The organism is Streptomyces sp. NPDC020731 (genome assembly GCF_044334705.1).
GTDB lineage: Bacteria > Actinomycetota > Actinomycetes > Streptomycetales > Streptomycetaceae > Streptomyces.
In genome coordinates, this window is sequence record NZ_JBIRTN010000031.1 from 1 (window position 1) to 20,422 (window position 20,422).

At 69.1% G+C, this 20,422-nt stretch carries 16 protein-coding genes and 1 pseudogene; 5 read left to right on the plus strand and 12 right to left on the minus strand.

Features of this window, described 5'->3' with window-relative positions; genetic code table 11:
• Nucleotides 1–72: 72 nt before the first annotated feature.
• Nucleotides 73–744, minus strand: coding sequence for a hypothetical protein (locus ACH4VX_RS33685; protein ID WP_398372918.1), 672 nt, complete (start codon nucleotides 742–744; stop codon nucleotides 73–75).
• 422 nt (nucleotides 745–1,166) lie between these two features.
• Here ACH4VX_RS33685 and ACH4VX_RS33690 point away from each other — a divergent pair.
• Nucleotides 1,167–1,487: pseudogene (locus tag ACH4VX_RS33690) on the plus strand (Scr1 family TA system antitoxin-like transcriptional regulator); the annotation flags it as partial.
• Between the two features lie 127 nt (nucleotides 1,488–1,614).
• Here ACH4VX_RS33690 and ACH4VX_RS33695 read toward each other — a convergent pair.
• The 3 genes from ACH4VX_RS33695 to ACH4VX_RS33705 all read right to left on the minus strand — a co-directional run bounded on the left by ACH4VX_RS33695 (nucleotide 1,615) and on the right by ACH4VX_RS33705 (nucleotide 3,784).
• Nucleotides 1,615–2,490: a hypothetical protein gene (locus ACH4VX_RS33695; protein ID WP_398372920.1), complete on the minus strand. Its 876-nt coding sequence runs from the start codon at nucleotides 2,488–2,490 to the stop codon at nucleotides 1,615–1,617.
• A gap of 260 nt (nucleotides 2,491–2,750) precedes the next feature.
• A complete protein-coding gene (locus tag ACH4VX_RS33700; protein WP_398372921.1) occupies nucleotides 2,751–2,954 on the minus strand; it encodes a DUF397 domain-containing protein in 204 nt (67 codons plus the stop codon).
• Entirely contained in the window at nucleotides 2,951–3,784 is an 834-nt protein-coding gene (locus tag ACH4VX_RS33705) for a helix-turn-helix domain-containing protein (RefSeq protein ID WP_398372923.1), read from the minus strand. The genes ACH4VX_RS33700 and ACH4VX_RS33705 overlap by 4 nt, the downstream gene beginning before the upstream one ends.
• 191 nt (nucleotides 3,785–3,975) lie before the next feature.
• On the opposite strand from ACH4VX_RS33705, the gene ACH4VX_RS33710 reads away from it, so the two are divergent.
• Nucleotides 3,976–4,536, plus strand: a complete 561-nt coding sequence (locus tag ACH4VX_RS33710; protein WP_398372925.1) for an ATP-binding protein — start codon at nucleotides 3,976–3,978, stop codon at nucleotides 4,534–4,536.
• Here the strand turns inward: ACH4VX_RS33710 and pglX are convergent.
• Entirely contained in the window at nucleotides 4,463–8,095 is a 3,633-nt protein-coding gene (gene pglX, locus ACH4VX_RS33715) for a BREX-2 system adenine-specific DNA-methyltransferase PglX (RefSeq protein WP_398372926.1), read from the minus strand. The genes ACH4VX_RS33710 and pglX overlap by 74 nt on opposite strands.
• A complete protein-coding gene (gene pglW / locus ACH4VX_RS33720) occupies nucleotides 8,092–12,768 on the minus strand; it encodes a BREX system serine/threonine kinase PglW (protein WP_398372928.1) in 4,677 nt (1,558 codons plus the stop codon). The genes pglX and pglW overlap by 4 nt, the downstream gene beginning before the upstream one ends.
• 617 nt (nucleotides 12,769–13,385) lie before the next feature.
• Here pglW and ACH4VX_RS33725 point away from each other — a divergent pair.
• Together ACH4VX_RS33725 and ACH4VX_RS33730 are read left to right on the plus strand one after the other, a co-directional pair.
• Nucleotides 13,386–13,733, plus strand: a complete 348-nt coding sequence (locus ACH4VX_RS33725; protein ID WP_398372929.1) for a DUF1330 domain-containing protein — start codon at nucleotides 13,386–13,388, stop codon at nucleotides 13,731–13,733.
• A 178-nt stretch (nucleotides 13,734–13,911) separates the two neighbouring features.
• Nucleotides 13,912–14,046, plus strand: coding sequence for a hypothetical protein (locus tag ACH4VX_RS33730; RefSeq protein ID WP_398372931.1), 135 nt, complete (start codon nucleotides 13,912–13,914; stop codon nucleotides 14,044–14,046).
• Between the two features lie 399 nt (nucleotides 14,047–14,445).
• Here the strand turns inward: ACH4VX_RS33730 and ACH4VX_RS33735 are convergent, their stop codons facing one another.
• From ACH4VX_RS33735 to ACH4VX_RS33760, 6 genes are all read right to left on the minus strand, one after another.
• Nucleotides 14,446–16,035 carry an MFS transporter gene (locus ACH4VX_RS33735; protein ID WP_398372933.1) on the minus strand — a complete coding sequence of 530 codons (1,590 nt, stop codon included), beginning with the start codon at nucleotides 16,033–16,035 and terminating at the stop codon, nucleotides 14,446–14,448.
• 82 nt (nucleotides 16,036–16,117) lie between these two features.
• On the minus strand, nucleotides 16,118–16,588 hold the full coding sequence (locus tag ACH4VX_RS33740) for a MarR family winged helix-turn-helix transcriptional regulator (protein ID WP_398372935.1): 471 nt from the start codon (nucleotides 16,586–16,588) through the stop codon (nucleotides 16,118–16,120).
• A gap of 100 nt (nucleotides 16,589–16,688) precedes the next feature.
• Nucleotides 16,689–16,853 (minus strand): hypothetical protein, encoded by a 165-nt coding sequence (locus ACH4VX_RS33745; RefSeq protein WP_385044425.1) that lies wholly within the window; start codon nucleotides 16,851–16,853, stop codon nucleotides 16,689–16,691.
• A gap of 136 nt (nucleotides 16,854–16,989) precedes the next feature.
• Nucleotides 16,990–17,841, minus strand: a complete 852-nt coding sequence (locus ACH4VX_RS33750; RefSeq protein WP_398372937.1) for an ABC transporter permease — start codon at nucleotides 17,839–17,841, stop codon at nucleotides 16,990–16,992.
• A complete protein-coding gene (locus tag ACH4VX_RS33755; RefSeq protein WP_398372939.1) occupies nucleotides 17,838–18,809 on the minus strand; it encodes an ABC transporter ATP-binding protein in 972 nt (323 codons plus the stop codon). The genes ACH4VX_RS33750 and ACH4VX_RS33755 overlap by 4 nt, the downstream gene beginning before the upstream one ends.
• A 285-nt stretch (nucleotides 18,810–19,094) precedes the next feature.
• Nucleotides 19,095–19,622 (minus strand): DUF1648 domain-containing protein, encoded by a 528-nt coding sequence (locus ACH4VX_RS33760; protein ID WP_398372941.1) that lies wholly within the window; start codon nucleotides 19,620–19,622, stop codon nucleotides 19,095–19,097.
• A gap of 357 nt (nucleotides 19,623–19,979) precedes the next feature.
• Between ACH4VX_RS33760 and ACH4VX_RS33765 the strand changes: the two genes are divergently transcribed.
• On the plus strand, nucleotides 19,980–20,258 hold the full coding sequence (locus ACH4VX_RS33765; RefSeq protein ID WP_398372942.1) for a GlsB/YeaQ/YmgE family stress response membrane protein: 279 nt from the start codon (nucleotides 19,980–19,982) through the stop codon (nucleotides 20,256–20,258).
• Nucleotides 20,259–20,422 lie beyond the last annotated feature (164 nt).

The window sequence follows — 20,422 nt, forward strand, 5'->3', positions numbered from 1 at the left end:
GCACGACGGCGCAGCTCAAGCGGGTACTGGGAAGGACGTGCCATGACTCGATCCTCTCAAATGATCGAGTCCCTACCGAACCCGGAACGGTTCACTCTTGGCGGGTACCTGGTCGGTCAGGCCACAGTTGTTGGTGCTGGCCGTGATCCGTCCGATCGAGCCTTCGAAGTACTCCAGCGCTTGAGAGCGTGTCATGCCTGCGGGATAGGCCCCGTCCCCCAGGTACCAGTTGTAGATGCCGTACTCTTTCCGATCCAGTGTCGAGTAGGCGCCGTCCTGGCACTCGCCGGGGGAGCTCGCGGCGTCCACCTCGGCCACTTCGAGGCCGTCGGGTGCGGGCGGCTCGGACACCGGCGAGTCCGATTCCTCTGTCAGATCACCCGCCGTCAGCCGCGGGCTCACGACATCGGCACGGTCCTCGCCTGCGGTGGGCGACTCCGTGTTGGCCTCGGACAGGTCATAGGAGACCTTGCCGTCCGAGGTGACGATCAGCGTGAATCCGTGCTCCGTACCGTCTTCGGCCAGCATGTCGATACTTACCGCGGTGTCGGCCTCCGGCATCTCTATTCCGGTGCCGTCATAGGTGACGACGAGCCCCTCCACATCGCAGGTGTGCACGTTCAGACCAGTCGGCAATTCGTATACCGATAACTCGTCCGTGGTCGGACATATCGGTATTGCGCTTGCGCCGGCCTGTGCGTTACCCCCGGCGACAGCGAGCGATGCGGCCAACGCGAACGCCACGCTGGTTCTACCTACGAGTCCTGGACGGCATCCAGCCACTCTCCCACCCCCCGTGATTCGGCCCCATTGCACGGGACGGTAATCGAACAGACATTCTTACATCTGTGATCGGATCGTGAGAGGGTGATTTCTGGCCAGTAATCCGGATTCGCACAGGCATGCTTTCCCGCGTGACGAGCCGTCATTGCGCCTGCGTGGCACTCGGTTTCCTGCCCCAGGTGGCGCCTTCACCAGCAGTCCGCACAGCCGGTCCTGCCGTCGAAGCCCGGCAAGGCTGAAATAACTCGCCGGTACCACCCAGGGCCTCTCGCACGATCGAGATCCGTCCGGATTCATCCGGTGAGACCGAGGACGGTCAAGGGTTTTCGGCAGTCGCGGGCGGTGTGGCGTAGGGCGGCGGCAATGTTGGTGTGGCCGTCTTGGCGTTGCGGTCGCTGATCTGCCCGCCCTCGGTGCCGGCGAGCCAACTCGACCGCCTCAACGGCATGATCGGCATGGACACGGTCGAGCTGGGCGTTGTCCCCTTCACGGCGTCCGTCAAGATCGTGCCCGCCAACGGCTTCTGGGCCCTCGACGACCGACTGGTCGTCGCCGAGGACTGACACGCCGAGCTGTGGCTGGACGACGCCGACAACACCGCCTTGTACAAGAAGGTCTGGAAGTCCCTCAGCAAGTCGGCGGTGTACGGGGCCGACGCCCACAACGTCATCAACTCGGCCCGCCGGTCCCTGAACCCGCGGTGATGGCGTTGTGGGCGTGTGTCGGGACAGAACGCATTACGAGCAGGCGTGGCGCCGGCGGACCTGGGCCCGCACCTCGGTCGAAGACGGAAGGCTGCTGTCTTGGGCCACCAGGAGGGCCCTCGAAGCGTCAGGGCCTGGTTTCCTCCGGCTTGACGGCAGTGGTGATCGCGCCGTGCTGTTCAGCGTCTGCTGGGTCGAAAGACTCGTGCTCCTCCACTACTTCACCGTCCACGACGTCCCCCTCCGTCACTCGGTGCGACGGGTCCGCCAGTGGCAGGCCGGCGAGGTGCTTCTTGAGTCTCTTGGCCATCGGGAGGTAGGTCGCGAGAGTGAGCCCGCCGGACACGACGGCCCCGACGACGGGGATGGCTTTGGAGACGCCTTTCGCGAAGGACTGCTTGGTCATCTGAACGCCGAGGTAAGCCGCGGACTTTTTCACGAGCGGGTAGATGACACCCTTGGTGAGCGCCTTCTGCGGCAGCTTCTTCGCGACCTGCTTCGACATCATCCCGGCGACCTTCCCCACGGCAACGTTCGCCGACTGGGTGCCGAACATCACGCCGAAGAACAGCGTGAGCACCCCCATGGTCGCGTCATCGACGTCATCGCCCTCGTCGGAGAACAGGTCGGGCCAGCTGTAGAGATAGGCGAGCTTCTGCGCGATGCGGAGCATGTGGCCGACGTACTGGGCCACGTCGGCGGGCACCGTGGCGGGAAGGGCGAGGATGCCGGGTATCCCTGCGGCGGCCGAGAGGGCGCTGACTTTGGCGGTCTCGTAGCGGATGGAGTCTTTGGCGACCTTGTCGAGAAGCTCGACGGTGATGCCCGCCGCAGCGGGAGTCTCTTCTATCGCTCGCCGGATCTCGTCCTCGGAGCAGTGCCGAGCCAGCGCACTGCGGAGGTACGCCTCCCTGTGGATACGCACACCCGGCAGCTTCGCTGCTGCCAGCAGCACCGCGAAGAAACGCGACTCGGGGTTCTCGACCTCTTTACCCTGCTTCATGGCAGGAACTTACAGTACCTCCGAGCTGCGAGGACCGGCATGCATCAGCTCCGTTGAGACCTCGTTATGTGAGTGACGGTGGCGTGAGGGTCGGCTCGCTTCACGATGTCGATCGACGCCCGAGGAGGCGATCGCCGGCGCGGGCACCCGGCGAGCATGGCGCCGGGGCTGCTGAAGGTGCGCTCTATGGAGGTGGGGTGCGCAGGGCCCTCCGGCGAGCACACGCCCGCCGGAGGGCCCTGCGGTCGGTGCCACCTCTGTCAGCGTGCCGCGAACTCCACGAAGGCGGCCCACGCCGTGGGTTCTACGGCGAGTGCGGCGCGGGTGGTGTCCTTCGAGTCGCGGACGTGGACAGCGCCTATCCCAGCCGCGACCTCAATGCACTGGCCTCCGTCGCCAGCGCTGTAACTGCTCTTAAACCATGCCAGAGCCTCGGCGTCCAGCCCTGTAGTTTCCCCGCTCATCTCTCTCCCAGCAGTTTCTCGATCAACGCCAGCGAATCTGTCGGAGTTTGGGCCTGCGCGCGAAGAATCCCGTAGGCACGTTCAAGCCCACGCACCTTGGGACGTTCTGTGTGCACGCGACTGTCGCCCTGCACCTCCGTGTACGCGATCCTGCGCCCTTCCTTGGTCTCCATCAAGGTGAACGGTCCAGCGAGTCCCGCATGTTCCTGGCGGGACAACGGCATCACCTGGATCACCACGTTGCGCTTCTCCGCCATCAGCATGAGGTGCTCCAACTGGCCGCGCCAGATGACCTCTCCGCCAAGTGTCCGGAGCAGGGCAGCCTCTTCGATCACGAAGCTCAGGTGTGACGCCGGGCGCCGGGAGAAGATTTCCTGCCGCGCCAGCCGCGCTGCCACTCGCTGTTCGATCAGCGCCTCGTCCAGCGGCGGCTGCCACATGGCAAACACCGCCCGCGCGTACTCCTCAGTCTGCAACAGGCCGTTGACGAGCTGGGTGTCGTACACATGAAGCTCAACCGCTTCGGCCTCCAGCTTGGCCGCGCCCTGGAAGAACGCCGGATACTGGGCCCGAGCCACCGCGTCCTTGCTGGTGCTCAACACGCCACGTGCGTCCAGCGCTTCATCAACCTGGTCGATGAACTTCGCTGGCGGGATACGTCTCGCCTGCTCGAACGACGCGATTGTCGAGGCCGAGTACCCGGTCAGGGACCCGAGCCCCGCGCGGTCCAGGCCCGCCCGCTCCCGGAACAGCTTCAACTGCCGCCCGAACACGCACAGCATGCCCGTCCCAACCTCGTACTCCTCCGGCTGCTGAACCTCGTCGTCCACGCCGCAGCTCCTCTCGTACAACCGCCCAGTCAGCCAACTCGGGGCCCGGGAACCGGTCACGCCCAACACCAGGTACAAGCGCACCGACCGCGTGTACAGCCCGCACTCGTCAGCGCATCGCTCCTGGTCAACGCTACGCAGAGTCCGCGAATGTTGACCCTATGAAGTCGGAAACTCCCCCGAATGGGCATATGCCGCAGCATCCCGCACTCGAACGCGAGTTCATCATGCGCTTCACCTCAACCCCGCGCGGTGCCCGCCTCGCCCGCCGACTCGTCTCGCACCGCCTGGACGACTGGGGCCACCCCTACACGACCCCGGTCAACGAGACGCTCACCCTCATCACGGCGGAACTCACCGCCAACGCCGTACGTCACGGCCACGTCCCCGGCAGGGACTTCCACGTCCAACTCACCCTGGCCGAGAACACCTTCCGCATCGAGGTGACCGACACCCGCGCCGAGAAGCTGCCCCCGGCCAGTCCCCCGGAGACCGACTCGCTGTCCGAATCCGGCCGGGGCATGCTCCTGGTCGCCGCCCTGGCGGACGACTGGGGCGTCAGCCCTCGCCGGGCCGCCCCGGGCAAGACCGTGTGGGCGACGCTGCACGTACGGACAGAGGGCCACCCGCTCACGCACCGGGTGGCCCCTGAACCGACCGACGTCGATCTACTCCTGGCTACTTCTTCGCTGCTGCGCGACGACCTCGGGTCGCGGCCGGAGGACGCCAGCCGCGGAGGTCGTCGTCAGTGAGTCCGTGCTCGCCCTGCTTCTGCTGGCGGTAACCGGCGAAGAAGTCCGCCGGGGAGCCGCTGTAGAGCATGTCGAACTCGTTGTGCCACTGGGACAGCCAGGGCTGGAGTTCCAGCAGACCGGCGAGGAACGGAGTGATCTCCTCGGTGGACAGCGCGGTGTTGGTGAAGTACGTCGCCAACGCCTGCGCCTGCTCCTTGTGGTCCCAGCCGGCCCAGCCGTACAGCTCGGGGGTGGCGGCATTGGTCTGCCCGTAGGAGATGAACCGCTCCTTGGGCACGTCGAGCTTGCCTCGTGCCTTCCAATAGGACGGGCGGAGGAAGTCGACCGAGGTGTACTTCGGCGGCACGGGGATGGAGTCCCGGATCTTCCGCTTGGCCTGCTCGTCGGGCGCGGCGTCCTCCTTGCGCTGGAGGTCCCACACCTCCTCCCAGTCCGCACGCTTCTTCAGCCCGGAGGGCTTGTAGCGCAGGGCAGTCAGGAACGGCACGTGCTCGCCGCTGATCATCTCGGCGACGACCTGCGCAAGCTCCTTGCGGGGCGCATAGAGCTTGGCGATGGAGACGAAGTCCTCGTCACCCGAGAGCGCGTCAGTGAGGCGGGAGAGGGTGACGATGGCGGGCTGGCCGTTCTCATCGAACCACAGGTCGCGGTTCTCCATCCGGTCCAGCAGCCAGGAGCGCAGGGCTTTCTCCTGGAGCGATTCCCAACCCTCAGTGGTCCAGCGACGCTTGTACTCGGGGCGCTCGACCATACCAATAGCACGGTTCGACTCAATGGCTTCGATGCGCTTCTGGACGACCTCTCGGTAGGGCGCAGGCCAGCGGGCGGGGATCTCCGTAATGGGCGTGGAGCCGTGCCGCCTGAACCACTCGTCGCTGGCCTCGCCTGCGGCCACGCGGCGCGCGAGGACGATCTCGAAGGCCCGCTCGCCGAGGGCCAGTTCAGGGATGTCGGGATCGTTTGGGTTCTCGGATACGCAGAGATCTTCGGAATGAAGGTTGTAGAGGGAGTAAACCTGCCAGTCCAACTCTTCTTGAAGCGCGATCAGGCGGGCACGGGTGGACTCCCAGCGCGACTTACCCTCTCGGAGCGGGAGAGCGGTAGGGACCTCCTTTCTGGCAGCAACCGAGGGAGAGGTGGTAGAGAGCTGCTGGGCTAGGGTATCGAGGGCCGCGGCCAGCTTGGTGGGATAATTAGCTGGAAGAGGGAATTCTTCCAGCTTGGTGCCTGTGAACTCGTAGAAGTCCTCGAATGGAACAGTGGACTGCCGAGCACCTTTGGAGTCGACCGTGCTGCCCTTGTTGTGGCTCACCTGCTTGAGCCAGAACCCGGCCGTAGAACTGTTGAGCAGCCCGAGCAACCTCAGGTGCTCCTCCTCACTCGCCCCCTCCCGCAACTTGATCACCGGAGCGGAACGGTTGAACACCTTCCCATCCCGATCCAGCACGAAATGGTTGTGCGTAGCCACAAACGCGAAGGAAATGGCCCACGGATGCGCTCCCTGGTCCTTAGGAATCTGATGCCACTCCCACCAAGGCCGACCATCCTTGAAGTATGTTCCGCCCGAGAAAGTAGCACGTCCTCCCAGCTCGGTCCGGTAGGGCCACAGCCAACTGGCTAGACTGGGAAACAGTTCCGGGCGAGCCAGATTGCGTCGACTATCATAAGGATGAAAAGCCTCGTTCCCTTCTCCGAATTGGAAGTCGCGCACCTCGTCTCCCACGACAAGGCGTCGGACGTATTCCGGCTCAGCTTTGATTCTGGTGAATGCGCGCGGAACGACGCTCATGGCATCGTCCGATCCCATGACACCGTAGAACCCGATTCGATGCAGATTCTGCTTCAGGATCGCCTGCCGGACCGCGTTGATCTGCTCCAGCATCTCTTGGCCGCCATCGGCAAGAACCCACGGCTGCTTACTGAAGTACTTTTCGCGGTCCAAGTCATCAACCGACACCCACTGGCTCACCGAGCCAGGCTTGTCGATTTGCTCGACGATCGCCCTCCAGACCGAGCCCTCCTCGGCGCGCTCCGGAGCAGCAGGTTCACCTTGGACACTGCGGACGGTTCGAATGACTGGCGAGCGGCTGTCCCCACCCCTCCGCCTACCGATCAGAATGACTGTCGGCGTCCCATGCCCGGGGATATAGGCGCCCGAGGAGTCGATGACCTCAGTGAGCTCCACCGCGTGCCCGAAGTACCCCTCGATGAGTTTCGTCCCGAACTCCCGCTTCATGAAGGAGTTGGCGGTGATCTGCCCGACCATGCCGTAGCCCCGCCCCTCGGCGTCTCCGCGCTTGGCCAGTTCGAAGAACCGCTGAGCAAACGGAACCGAGAGCGCGTACTTGCGCGCGCAGGCCGAATATAGCTGTCGGTACAACTCGTTGAGTTTCTTGTCCTTTACCGTGATGTAGGGGGGGTTACCCACCACCACGTGGTACCGTCCTGGTCGCAAAATCTCCGGGTGTTCGTGCACGTCCTCTGTGGCGTATTTAAACTCGGCCAGCTCGTCTTCTGCGTCTTCGCCCTCAGTGTCGAACAGGTTTTCCTGCTGGGAGTGGCGGGCCTTGATCAGTGAGTCTCCGACCGCCAGATGAATCGGCCACTCATACTTCGATGCCTCATCCAGCTTCCGCACACCACTCGCTGCCATGGCCGCAACCAGCAGCCGGAACCGAGCGATGGCCACCGCGAACGGGTTGATGTCCACGCCATGCACCGAGTTCAGCGCTTCCCGCACCCGCTCGTGCACGTTCTTGCCCGGCTGGTCGTCGGCCCACAGCCGCACGAGCCGCCGGAACGCGCCCAGGACAAAGTGTCCCGATCCGCATGTGGGGTCGATCATCTTCAGGCCCCCGCAACCGAACTCCCGCATCGCCGGGTTCATCGTCCGGTCGAGGATGAACTCCTCCACGAACTCCGGCGTCTGGAGTAGCGCGTACGTCTTCCGGGCGGCCTCGCTCAGGTCCTGGTACAAGTCGCCCAGGAACCGCGTGTCCCAGCCCTCCGTGCCGTCCTCGTTCAGCGGGTCGGTGAAGTCATGGATGAGGACGCCCGCCTCGTCGCGCCCCCGCCAGAATTCGACCAACTCCCGCGCACCGTCGTGCGACAGCGGGACCTGGTACAGCGGGTTGTGCCGCTTGTCGAAGAGCAGCCGCCCCGCCTGGCCCTGGCCCAGCTCGTCGAACGCCTTCTCCAGCCAGCCTCGGTAGGTCGGGTTGTCGTCCGACTCCACGTACGCGTCGTACCGGGACTCCGCCAGCTCGCGCCGGTCACCGTCCGGCCCCGTCAGGTACGGCTCCGGGATCAACCGGTTGTCCTCGCAGAACCGCACGAACACAGTCCCCAGCACCCACGCCACCGCGACCTGCGTGACCCTCTCGTCCAGCCACGAGGTCCACGTCGCCGCCGTACGCCCGAGCTTGCGTGCCTGGTCGTACTCGGCCCGGAGCCGCGCGCCGACCTCACCGAGCGCCTTCACCTGCTTGCCGAGGTCGGCCTCGACCGCCTTGACCTGCTGCTTCAGGTCGTTCAACAGAGCCTTGCGGTCAATCACTTCGCGTCTCCCTCGACACCACTTGCCACAACCTCGCCGGACCCGCGGTGGGCGTTGCCCACCCACGTGTCCGGAAGCTGGATCCACTCCCCCAGGCCGGCCTGGTACGGCACGGCCACCTGCCCGAGTCTCGGCTCGCGCGAGGGGTCGTTCTGCGGGACCAGGAGCCACAGCCCCCGCCCACCCCGCCGGGCCGCCGACGCCAGCCGGTCCAGGACGCCCATCGCGTCGTACCGGGCGAACACCCCGGCCTCCGTCAGCAGGACCGGACCGGCACCGCCGCCACCGTTGCCCAGCAGCTCGGCGATCCGGGGCTCGACCGAGCCCCACGCCGTCCGCGCGTACTCCGCGAACCGCACCGCGCCCTTCGAGCCCGGCTCGGCGGCGTCCGCCTTGAGCAGGGTCTCCCAGGTCGGCTTGGTGCCCGGCGTGACCTGCGCGTGCAGGGCCTCCAGGAACAGCTCGGTCACCGACACCGCCTGCGCGTTCAACCGTTCGGCGCCCAGTTCCCGTACCGCGTCGCGCACGAGCTGCTGCCGTACGGTCAGCACCCGGTACCCGTCTCGGCGGGCCGAGGCGAGCAGCCGTTCCTCCGCGCGTACCGCGCCCGCGAGCTGCGGGTCGTCGGCGTACCGCGTCACCGTGCCCGTGCGCGTCGACTGCCGCCATGCGCCCGTCGTGAGGTAGCTGGAGGCGTCCTCCACCCGCGTCGGCAGGTAGCGCAGGGTGCCCGTGTCCTCGCGCATGCTCAGCGACAGCTCGAAGCCCGCGTCGCGCAGCGCCTTGGTGAGCGGGCCGCCGGTCGGCAGTTCGTGGGTCGTGCCGCCGCGCCCGTCCGGGACGACCAGCTCGGGGAAGCGGACCCGGACCCGCTCATGCACGTCCTCGCCGGTCAGGCCGGGCTGTCGCCCCTCCGGAACGCCCGGGATCCAGCGCACGAGTCCGGCCTGGGTGAGCCGCAGTGCCCGGACGAGGGACAGGTCGCGCGGGTAGATCTCCAGGCGCGGGGTGGCGGCGGCGTTCACGGACGCGGCGGCGGCCAGCTCGACCATGCGCCGCTCGTCCCAGTCGACGGCGCCGGGCGGGACCGTCAACGCGCCCAGTTCGGCCAGGACGGTCGCGGCCGTCGGCAGGGTGTCAAGGCGGGCGAGCCGGTCGGCGGTCTTGCCGAGGCGGGTCGCGTAGTCGAGCAGGCCGGGCGCGGTCGGGGTGTCCGGGGCGTCGTTCTCACGCACGTCGAGGGCGAGCAGGCCGGCGCCCAGGGACTCGTCGGTCGCCTTGCGGTTCGGCTGGTGCTGGAACTCGGCTTCCTGCGGCACCAGTTGCTCGACCTCGACGACGGCACGTACCGCCGCCAGGGCCATCGCGCGCCGCTGCTCGCGTCCGGCGAGGTGTGTGCCGCGCCGGACGGCGAGGGCGTCGGCGATCTCCACGGCGGAGGCGACGCGCCCCATGCTCGCCAGCAGGTCGATGATCTCGTCCCGCAGTGCCTGGACGGCGGGCTCGGCCTTCCAGCGCTTGCGCTCGTCCTTGAGCATCTGCGGGATGCGGCCGTGGCTGAGGCCGAGCGCGTCGGCGACGTCCTTCTGCTTCGGCCAGACGCCGATGCCGGGCAGCACGCCGTGCTCGTCGGGCAGGCGCAGCAGCAGCCGCACCATCTCCGCCTTGTTGCGGTTGGAGCCGTTGTTGTTGACGGCCGGGACGAAGACGGTGGCGAGGGTGTCGAGGCTGACCGAGCGCAGCGTGCGGGCGGACAGCGCGCCCGCCGACTCGCCCGTCGCGAGCTGCCCGACGAGGGCCGACTCGGCTGCGGTGAGCTGCTCCAGCTCCTCCTTCGCCTCCGCCCGGCCCTTCGGCGTGAGCGGCGACACGGGAATCTCGCGCAGCCGCTCACCCCACTCCCGCTGCCGCTGCTGGACCTCGTTGCGGGTCTTGGCGCCGAGGCCGGGGGCGTTGACGAGCTTACGGCGGCTGTAGTCGAGGAGTTCGCCGACCGTGGTGAGGCCCAGGCCGTAGAGGAAGGACTGGGCGGCGAGCGTGAGGCCGGAGACAGTCAGCGGGGTGTCGCGGGTGACCTCGGCGGCGAGGCGGTCGCGCTGCTGCTCGGCGGTCTCCGGCTCGGCGTCCGCGATCCCCGCGGCGGCGGCGCCCTCGGCGGGTGCGGTTCCGTCGGCGGGGGCTGCGGGGCGGGTGCGGTGGCTGGAGGGGACGGTCTGCGAGGCGTCGAGGAAGACCTTGCGCCAGGCGTCCCGCATCGGCTTCAGCTCGGGGAACCGCTTGCCCGCGTCGCGGTGCAGGGCCTTCTGGAAGAAAGCGACGAGTCCGTCCCGCACGGCCGGGTCGAAGGCCTCGGCCGCGATGGTCGGGTACGGCCACTCCTTCGGGTCGGTCATCCGGGGCAGGACGCTGCCGTCGCCCCACTTCGGCAGTTCACCGGAGGCCATCTGGTGCAGGGTGACGGCGACGGCGTACCGCTCGGCGTGGGAGTCGTAGGAGCCGCGTGTGATGACGTCGACGAAGGGGTCGAGGTAGCCGTCGGTGCCCGCGTCGGTGCTCTTGGCCGGGTAGCCGGCCAGCGAGAAGTCGATGAGGACCAGTTCGCGGGTGCGGTTGGGGCGGATGCGGACGGCGATGTTGTCGGGCTTGATGTCGCGGTGCCAGATGCCCTCGCCCTCCAGGAAGTCGACGGCGCCGAAGAGGTAGTCGCCGTACGCCTCCAACTGGTCGACCGGGAGGCGGCCGTGGTCGCGGAGCTGGCGGGCGACGGTCTCCTCGCGGCGGCGCGGGCGGGACGCGCCCTCGGTGCCCTGGCCGGTGTCGTCGCGCTCGTCGCCGACGTACTCCAGCGCCAGGACGGTGCGGCCGCCGATGTGCAGCGGCTCGGGCTCGACGAGGCGGATGATGCCGGAGTGAGGGCGCAGGCGGCGCATCGCCTCGGCCTCGCGGACGAGGATCTCGCCGCGGCTGTCGGAGAGGCCGACCTTCAGCACGGCCAGCGGGCGCGTCCTGCGGGCCTCCGCCTCCAGGTCGCGGACGAGGAAGGCGCGGCTGGTGGAGCCGGTGCCGAGGCGGCGGCGGACCTCCCACCGGCCGGCGAGCACGTCACCGGCGACGACCTCCAGCGGGTCCTTGTCGGCGCTCTCCCCGGTCTCCTCCTCGGCGTGTCCGTCGAGGGCCGCGGCGGGGGCGGTGAGGGAGTCCTCGACGACATCCAGCAGTTCCAGGAACTCGTCGACGCTGGAGAGGCGCTGTCCGGGGCGGTAGGCGGTGGCGGCCTGCACCAGCTCGTCCACGTCCTCGGACAGGCCGTCCACCAGGGAGCTGGGGCGCAGGCCCTCCCCCGCCTCCAGGCGGGCCAGCAGCTCGGCCTGGCTGGCGGCCGGGGCCTTGCCGGTGACCAGCAGGTAGGTGAGGACGCCGAGCCCGTACACGTCGAGGTAGACCGGGTCGGGGCTGAGGGCGGTGAGTTCCGGCGCGAGGTAGGCGTCGGCGTCGTCGCCCAGGTGCATGGCGGACAGAGCGGTCGGTGCGAACCGCGTCATGCCCTGGCCCTGGGAGGAGTCGCCGCTGCGCTGGGTGGCGATCTGCCAGTCGGAGATCTGGAGCTGCGGGGTGAGCCATGCGGCCTCCTCCCCGACGGCCTGCCCCTTCCGGCCGCGCGGCCGGGGGACGACGTGGACGGAGCGGGCGGCGAGCGCCCGGTGGTGGATGCGGCTGGCGTGCGCGGAGCGTATCGTCTCGGCGAGCTGGCGCACCAGTGCCATCCGGCCGAGGATGTCCAGCTTCTCGCCGTACCGGACCAGGTACTCGTCCAGCTTCAGGGTGTCCGGGTGGTAGTCGAAGATCAGCGCGGGGCCGGCGGCGTGACCGGAGGGGAAGTACTGCTTGAGCTGGACGACGCCCGGGTGCTTGAAGCGGCCCAGCACCGCGGCCTCGCGGCGGGCGGCGCTCTCGACGGACTGGCGCAGGGAGGCGTCGGAGCCGCGCTCGCTGAGGTAGATCCGCACGCGGGCGGCCTCAGGCAGGTCGCTGTGGCGGGCGAGGTGGTCCGCCCAGGTCTCCCCGGAGTCGAAGGACTTCCGCTCCAGCTCGTAGGGGCCGACCTTGTACTGGGCGTCGCTCTTGCGGATGCCGATGTTCTTCAGGGCCGCCTCGACCTCGCGCGAGCCGATCGCGGTGATGCGGCGGCGCTCGTCGGCCGGGGCCTGCTTGAGCATGTGGACCAGCTCGTCGACGGTGTACACGCCGTTCTGGTCGTGGGCGGGCAGCCGGACGCGCAGTCCGTCGTCGGTGAAGCAGACGGCCTCGGCGACCCAGACACGCTTGCCACCGGGCTGGGCGAGCAGGCCGGCCAGTTCCTTGGCCTTGCGGTTGACCAGGTGCAACGGATTGCCGTGGGTGCGGCGGTGGCCTCCGGGGGTGGTCTGGACCCAGGTGCCGTTCTCGGAGGTGACCGAGCCGTGCCAGTCCTTCAGCTCGATCATGCAGAGGCCGCCGGGGGCGACGACCAGCAGGTCGACCTCGCGGACGTGGCCGGTGTTCGCGGTGAAGGTGAAGTTCGACCAGGCCCGCCAGGGGTCGCCGTCCGGCAGCTTCCGGCGGATCGCCTCCAGGCCGCGGCGTTCGTGCTCGAACTCGGACTCGGTGACCGCGACCCACCGGCCTTCCCGCATGCCTGTCCCCACTCCTCGTGTCCCTCAAGGGCCGCCGTTACCCATGGTCAGACCCTCGCTGCGCATCCTAGTGGTTGCCTGTGGCATGAAAAGAGGCGGTGAAGGACGGGACTACAGGACATAGGGCCCGCATGATCACAATGGGATGCCGCGCTTCGGACAGACGTACGGTGACGACGAGAGTCCACCTCTCCGCATATGGGTCGAAACACCCCAGGCCGACCTGACCACGCGAGTCGAGGACCGCCCCGCCCTCCGCTTGTCGTGCACGCGTACGAATCGGAGGGCTTGCGTGACCTCCACGCAGTCGTCACTCCCGGGCTCCTGGCAGTCGACCTGCACCGCGGAAACTCGTTGACGTCCCGACGTATGCGAGTTCCGCGATCCGCCCTTCCCCTCCGTACCGGGCCGGACGGGGACGCCCACGGCTGGGACGGGAATCCGGCAGTGGCCGGCCGACGTGTCCGGCATCGTCTCCCGCCACACAGGTGGTCAATAACCGTTGGCCGGCCGGATGTTCCCGAGGAACACGATCCCGTCGGCCCTGCCGCAGGACCCCGACGCGTCCACCTGTCATGATCACTGGTATACGGAGCCCGACCGACCGGAAGGACACCATGCCCGCCTACGCCATAGCCCACCTGCAAGAGGCCGCTCCGCACCCGGAGATCGCCGAGTACGTCGAGCGCATCCCCGCCACCTTCGAGCCGTACGGCGGACGCTTCCTCGTGCACGCCACGCAGCACGAGGTGAAGGAGGGCGGCTGGCCCGGGCACGTCGTGGTGATCGGCTTCCCCGGGATCGCCGAGGCACGGGCCTGGTGGGACTCCCCCGCCTACCAGGAGATCGCGCCGCTGCGCTCGCGGCACATCGCGGGCGACATCATCCTGGTCGAAGGCGTCCCCGAGGGCTACGACCCGGCTGCCACCGCGAAGGCGATGCGGGAGGCCCTGCCCACCGAGTAGCCCTCCGGCCCCGGGGCGGACCGGGCGGCCGGCGCAGGTCACCGTCCACGCTGACGACGAGCACGGTGTCGACCGCCGTACTGGACGTCCGTTGCCCGTGGGGACGGTGCCTCGACGGCCGCCACGGCGTTCCGGCAGGACTCGGATCAGTCCGTTCCTCGCCGTTGACCGCGGCTTCGTGTGCGAGCAGCGTGTCGATGAAGAGCCGCCGCTCATCCCGGCGAGGACAGGCGAGGACATCCGTGAGCAGATCATCGTGACGATCGTCGGCGTTGCGGACGGTCGCACAGGAGTTGCCGGCACGGTGGCCTGAAGCTCGTGCGCGGGCCGGGACCGCTCGTCCCGGCCCGCGCAGGCAGGCTCATCACCTACGACGAGCCGTGTGTGCCCGCCTCTGTCGTCCTGGACGCCGACGAGTCCGTCGGCGTCCAGGACGGTTCGCTCGTGAAGGGCGTACGCATCCTCGGCACCGAGAAGTGTGACGTCTCCGTCGTCACCTGACGGAGGACACAGCAGCACCACGCCGTGGCCCCGAAGACCACGCTCGGGGTCCCGTCCGGCAGAACCCGAGGGGGCACCGGTGAAAGACTCCACGACCGGGCCGTCCGCTCGGTGGATGACGGTTCGGGGGAAGGGCCCGGCCGGCCGTGCGGGGCGTCGTTTCCACGGGAGCCCCGCGATCCGGCCGGGCACGTCACCCGTTCGCCGTCCCTCAGTGACGGGCGGGGGCCTGCGCGGTGCGCCGTACGCCGGCGGCGGCGAGTACGGCGCCCACCACGCACAGCACGCCGGTGACGAGCACGGCGCTGTGGACCCCGTTCATGAAGGCCTGGCCACTGCCCTCGACGACCGCGGCCCTCAGCCGGTCGGGCATGTCACCGGAGACCGGGGAGACGCCCATCGCCACGGCGTCCTTGGCCTCCGCCAGGCCCTGCGCCACGGGGGCGGGCACTCCACTGGAGGCCAGTTCCCCGTCGAGCGTCGAACCGACGCGGCTGCTGATCAGTGAGACGAGGACGGAGGTGCCGAGGGCGCCGCCGATCTGCAGCGCGGTGGCCTGCAGACCGCCGGCGACACCGGCGTCCTTGACGGGGGCGTTGCCGACGATGGCGTCGGAGGAGGCCGCCATCACCATGCCGACGCCCAGGCCGAGGGCGACGAACGGCGGCCACAGCGCGCCGTAGGAGGAGTGCGCGTCCCAGGTGAGCATCCAGAAGGACGCGGCGGCCTGGAGGGCCATGCCCAGCGGCATCGACAGCCGCGCGCCGAAGCGCTCGGTGAGGGCGGCGCCGACCGGCGAGGCGACGACGGAGGCGAGGCTGAGCGGCAGGGTGCGCACACCGGCCTCGACGGGGGTGAAGCCGCGGACGTTCTGCAGGTACAGCATCACGAAGAAGATCACGCCGAGCAGGACGAAGAAGTTGACGGCGGTGATGATCGTGCCGATCGTCAGCGCGGGGCTGCGGAACATGCGCATGGGGAGCAGCGGGTGCTCGACGCGCGTCTCGTACCGGCCGAAGGCCAGCAGGATCACGATGCCCGCGGCGATGGTGCCCAGGGTGCCGGCGGAGGTCCAGCCCCAGGTCTCGCCCTTGACCACACCGAAGACGACCGCGAGCAGTCCGAGCGCCAGCAGGACGACGCCGGGGATGTCGAAGCGGTGGTGACCGGTGGGGTTCTTGCTCTGCGGCAGGACGAGCGCGCTGAACACGAGCGCGATGACGCCGATGGGGGCGTTGATGTAGAAGACCGACTCCCAGTCGACGTGTTCGACGAGCAGGCCGCCGACGATGGGGCCGAGCGCGGTCGACACGGACGACACCATCGCCCAGATGCCCACGGCCATGCCGAACTTCTTCGGCGGGAAGACCGCCCGCAGCATTCCCAGGGTGTTGGGCATGAGCAGGGCTCCGAAGAAGCCCTGCAGGGCGCGGAAGGCGATGACGCCCTCGATCGAGCCGGCCAGGCCGATCGCCACGGAGGCCACCGTGAAGCCGGCGACACCGATCAGGTAGTACGTGCGCCGGCCGAAGCGGTCGCCCAGCTTGCCGCCGAGGATCAACGCGGCGGCCAGGGCGAGGAGATAGGAGTTGGTGACCCACTGCAGATCGGCGGTGGACGCGTCGAGGTCTCGTCCGATCTCGGGGTTGGCGATGGACACGACGCTGCCGTCGAGCCCGACCATGAACAGGCCGAAGGCGACAGCGATCAGGGTCAGCCACGGATTGCTCCGGCGGCCGCGCCGGACGCCCTCGGGGGCATCGGCGGACAGGGGTGAGTGATCCACGGCGGTGGAGGACATGAAGGTGATTCCCGGGTGTCAGGAGAACAGGTGACGGCGCCCGCCGGGCCGGATCGGCCGGGCGGGTTCCGCGGTGTTGCCGTCAGTGGGCGGGGCGGAGACGCTCTGCGAGGTTGCTCAGAGCGGTGAGAGCCGATCCGATGGCGTCGAGATCCCCGTCGGTGAGGGTGTGCAGCGCCTCGACGACGTAACCGTGCCTGAGGTCGTCCACCCGGGTCAGGTCCTGCCGTGCCCGCACTGTCAGATGCAGGTGCGCCACTCGCTTGTCGCGGGTGTCCTGCCGGCGTTCCAGCAGTCCCTGCCGGGTCATCTGTGAGACCAGGGCACTGACGTTGTTCGGCTTCATCAGCATCACGTCGGCGGCTTCGCGTACGGCGATGCCGTCCCGCTCCGCGACGAGCCGCAGCAGCGCCAGCTGCCCCTCGGGGGGCTTGGGGATCGCGACGTCCTGGGCGAGGCGTCGGTCCACCGCCCGGTTCAGCGTCGGCAGGAGCGCCGTCAGCGCACGGGCTACGTGGCTGAGGTCCTGGTCGGACGCGTGGGAACCGGGCATCCTCCGATCTTAGTATGTCTTCATACCTATGACCAAATATCTTTCCGGTCCGCCGGAGCGGGACAGTGCCCCGACCTGGACCGGCCCACTCGACGAGCCCTCAGCCGTAACAGGCCGGCAAGGGCTCCAGCCCCTCCGGCACCCCGTACTTGATGACTGCCGTGTACGCCTCCGCGATGTCGCAGCCCTTGTCGAACCACGGGAAGGCGAACAGGCTCCAGACCAGAAGAACGACGACGAGCGTCGAGCGCGTTCCCTTTGACATGTCTGCGTTGTTCCGCCCCCTGCGGCGGAACATGCCCTACCGCCTCCGGTTCCGGGGGCGGGTGACGCGGGCCTCCGTGGCGACGGCTCCGGACGCACCACGCCACCGGCGCCCGCGTGCGCGGTCCGGCGCGGCGTCAACCGACCCGCTGCATCGCCTTCCGGTGCCGTTCCGCCATCGTGGCCCCGGACTCACGGCGGGCCATCCTGCGCAGGACGGACGGTGCGAGGAGCAGCCCGGCGACCGCCCAGGCACCCAGCACGCCCGCTGTCTCCAGGTACCGCCAGGATTCGCCGATCTCGGCGGCGACCGCCCCGGCCGGCAGCAGTGCGGCCCGCAGGCCGAGGCCGAGCCAGTACACGGGGAAGACCTGCCCCACGATCTGCAGCCACTCGGGCAGCTCCGTCAGCGGAAAGTAGATCCCGGAGATCACGATCAGCCCCATCACCGGAAGCATCAGCAGGCCGACGGTGCGCGGGCTGTCGACGAGCGAGCCGATGACGGCGCCCATGGGCAGGGTCGCCAGAAGGCCCAGCGGCACCACCCACACCAGCGTCAGCAGCGCTCCGCCGCCCTGCCGGGCGACCCCGTCGACCAGGAACACGCCGACGGCGAAGGGAAGCGCCATGGAGACGAGGGCCGTGCCCGACACCATGACGATCTTGCCGACCAGGTGGCCGACCATGCCGTGGGGCACGGCCTTGGCCCGCAGCAGCGTGCCGTCCTCGCGCTCGGTCGCGAGCAGCTGCGCCGTGGTCATCATCCCGGTGAACGCGAGCGTCATGCCCACCATGCTCGGCAGCATGAACGCGCCGGCCGAGATGCCCGCGCCCTTCAACTGCTCGTCCCTGGCCAGGAACAGCGGCACCATGAGCAGGACCGTCCAGAGCACGTACCCGAACACGTCCTGGCCCGAGGTGAAGGTCTGCCGGAGTTCCGTCCGGCCGCGCCGCACCCCCAGCCTCGCCGCGTGCCACACCGGACTCATCGCGGTCCCTCCTCGAAAGCGAATGCCGCCCGCTCGCCGGGGCCGCTTCCCGTCTCCAGCTCCCGCACCATCGTCAGGTAGGTGTCCTCCAGGCTCGCCCGGCGCACCTCGAGACCGCCGATCGCCTCACCGTGCTCCTCGAACAGCCTGCGGACGAACCGGGTGGGTTCGGTCGTCGCCTGCTCGAAGGGCCGCCCGTCCCGGGTCCAGCGCACGGTGGCCTCCACCGACGCCCGCCGGGACAGCTCCTCGGCCGAGCCGTCGGCCACGATCCGGCCACCGGCCAGGATGAGGATCCGGTCGGCGAGCTTCTCCGCCTCGGCGAGGTCGTGCGTGGTCAGCAGGACGGTGGTCCTCTCGTCCGCGAGCCCGCGCACCAGGCCGTGGAACTCGTTCCTGGCCTCCGGGTCCAGACCGGCGGTCGGCTCGTCCAGGAACAGCGTCTCGGGCTTGCCCACGATGCCGACGGCCACGTCGAGACGCCTGCGCTGGCCACCCGACAGGGCGGCGACCCGCTTGTCCGCCTGCACGGTCAGTCCCACCGCGGCGATGAGCTCGTCGGTGTCCCACGGCCGCCGGACGAGGGGGGTGGAGTACGGCGCGTAGTACGAGCCGAGGTGGGCCAGCAGTTCCCGCACCCGCCACTTGCCGTGGTCGCGCCAGGACTGCAGCACGATGCCCAGGCGCGCACGCCACCGCTCGTCCCCGCGAGCCGGATCGGCGCCGAGGACACTCACCTCACCGGCCGATCGCATCCGGAAGCCTTCCAGGACCTCGATCGTGGTCGTCTTGCCCGCGCCGTTCGGGCCGAGCAGCACGAGGACTTCGCCCCGCCGGGCCGTGAAGTCCACGCCCTTCAGCACCTCTTGGTCGCGGTAGCGCATCCGCAGGTCCCGTACGTCGATGACCGTGTCGCCCTCCGGCGGCGAACTGCTCCCCGCCCCGGACACGGCGTGAGCGGTCGTCATCCGTATTCCCCCGTCCGTCTCGTGAGTCGTCCCCGGGATCGGGGACCGAAGGCCCTGCCGGCGTCCCCGGTCATGGGACGTGTCCACGGCTGCGACCGGCCGTCACCGCCCGGCAACGGCCCTTCCGGCCTTCCCTTGACGAACACATTACCCAACGGTTCGAATGCCTCATGCTGCTCCACCGGCCCCGCGAACCCTCCTGGTCACAGCACTGGTTCGGGTTCCCGCCCCGGCGGACGGTCCACCGGTACCCCACGCGGCGGGAGAAGGACGGGGCCGGGGACCTCAGCGCTTCCGGTCCGCCAGGGCCGCGGCGACCGTCAGCACGGTGCCGGCGAGGAGCGGCAGCAGCATCGCGGCGAACAGCCGTCCGGGCACGTCCGGGTCGGGCGTGGAGCGCCACAGTATGCCGCAGCCCACGAGCAGGGAGACGCCGATACACGTGTTGAGCAGCAACAGGGCTCGAGCGATCCGGCGCGCCGATGCGCGGCTGCCGGGCCTGTTGAGCACGGACGCGGACAACCCGGCGGCGAGCGACGGCCTGTCCGCGTCCGGCAGTTCGTCGCGTGGCGTCATGCGCAGGGCCAGCTCGGCACTGCCGGTCATCAGCACCGTCATGCCCGCGTACACGAAGACCAGGACGAACGCGCTGCCGATCGACCGGTCCGTCCAGGCGTCCACTCCGCCGGCGCCGATGTGCTCCGGTATCCGCTCCGGCAGGCGGGGGTAGCGGACCGCGCCCCAGACGCCCATGGCGGCGAGGAGGAGGGCGTTGGGGAGCAGCCAGAGCCGGACAGCGGGGGAGAACACCATGACACCGATCACCCGGTGTGGCGCGGGAGCACCGGAACCGTTCGCACGCATCCACGTCGTGCGGGCCCGCCGCCCGCGAACGGCCCCGCGTCGCGCCCGGCCCGGCGGTGGCCCGACCTTTCATCGGCGTCCGTGGCGGCCCCCTCGGGCCCGGTGCCGTCACCCGGAGTCATCCGATCGGCAGGGGGCAGAAGTCATGCCGGGTCCGGAGACCCTCTCGCCGGACCGTGAGGGACACGGCGGGCCAAGCCGGAACCCCGCCCGGCAGATGGTCGGGGCCGCGGCGTTTGAAAGTGGGCCGACGGTAAAGACGGTGCACTAACAGAAACTTTATACGACGAGGTAGGAGACCTTTTCATGGGCATCATCGCTTGGATTCTGATCGGCCTGCTCGCGGGCTTCATCGCCAAGGCCCTGATGCCGGGCAAGGACCCCGGCGGCGTCATCATCACGATGCTCATCGGCATCGCGGGCGGTCTTCTCGGCGGCTGGCTCGGCAAGGTGATCTTCGGCGTCGACTCCATCGACGGCTTCTTCGAGCTGTCCACCTGGATCGCCGCCATCGTCGGCTCCGTCATCCTTCTCGTCCTCTACCGCCTGGTCACCGGCAACCGCCACTCCCACCGTCACGCCTGATCCGGCACTCGCACCGCACGGAACGGCCCCTCGTCCCACGCGACGAGGGGCCGTCCCCTTTTCTGCTCCGGGGTCCGGTCGGCCGGCGTCCGAGCGTGTGCGGCGGTCCCGCGCCCGGCAGCAGGGACGGGACCGCCCGGAACGGCATCCGCTTTCACCCCGGC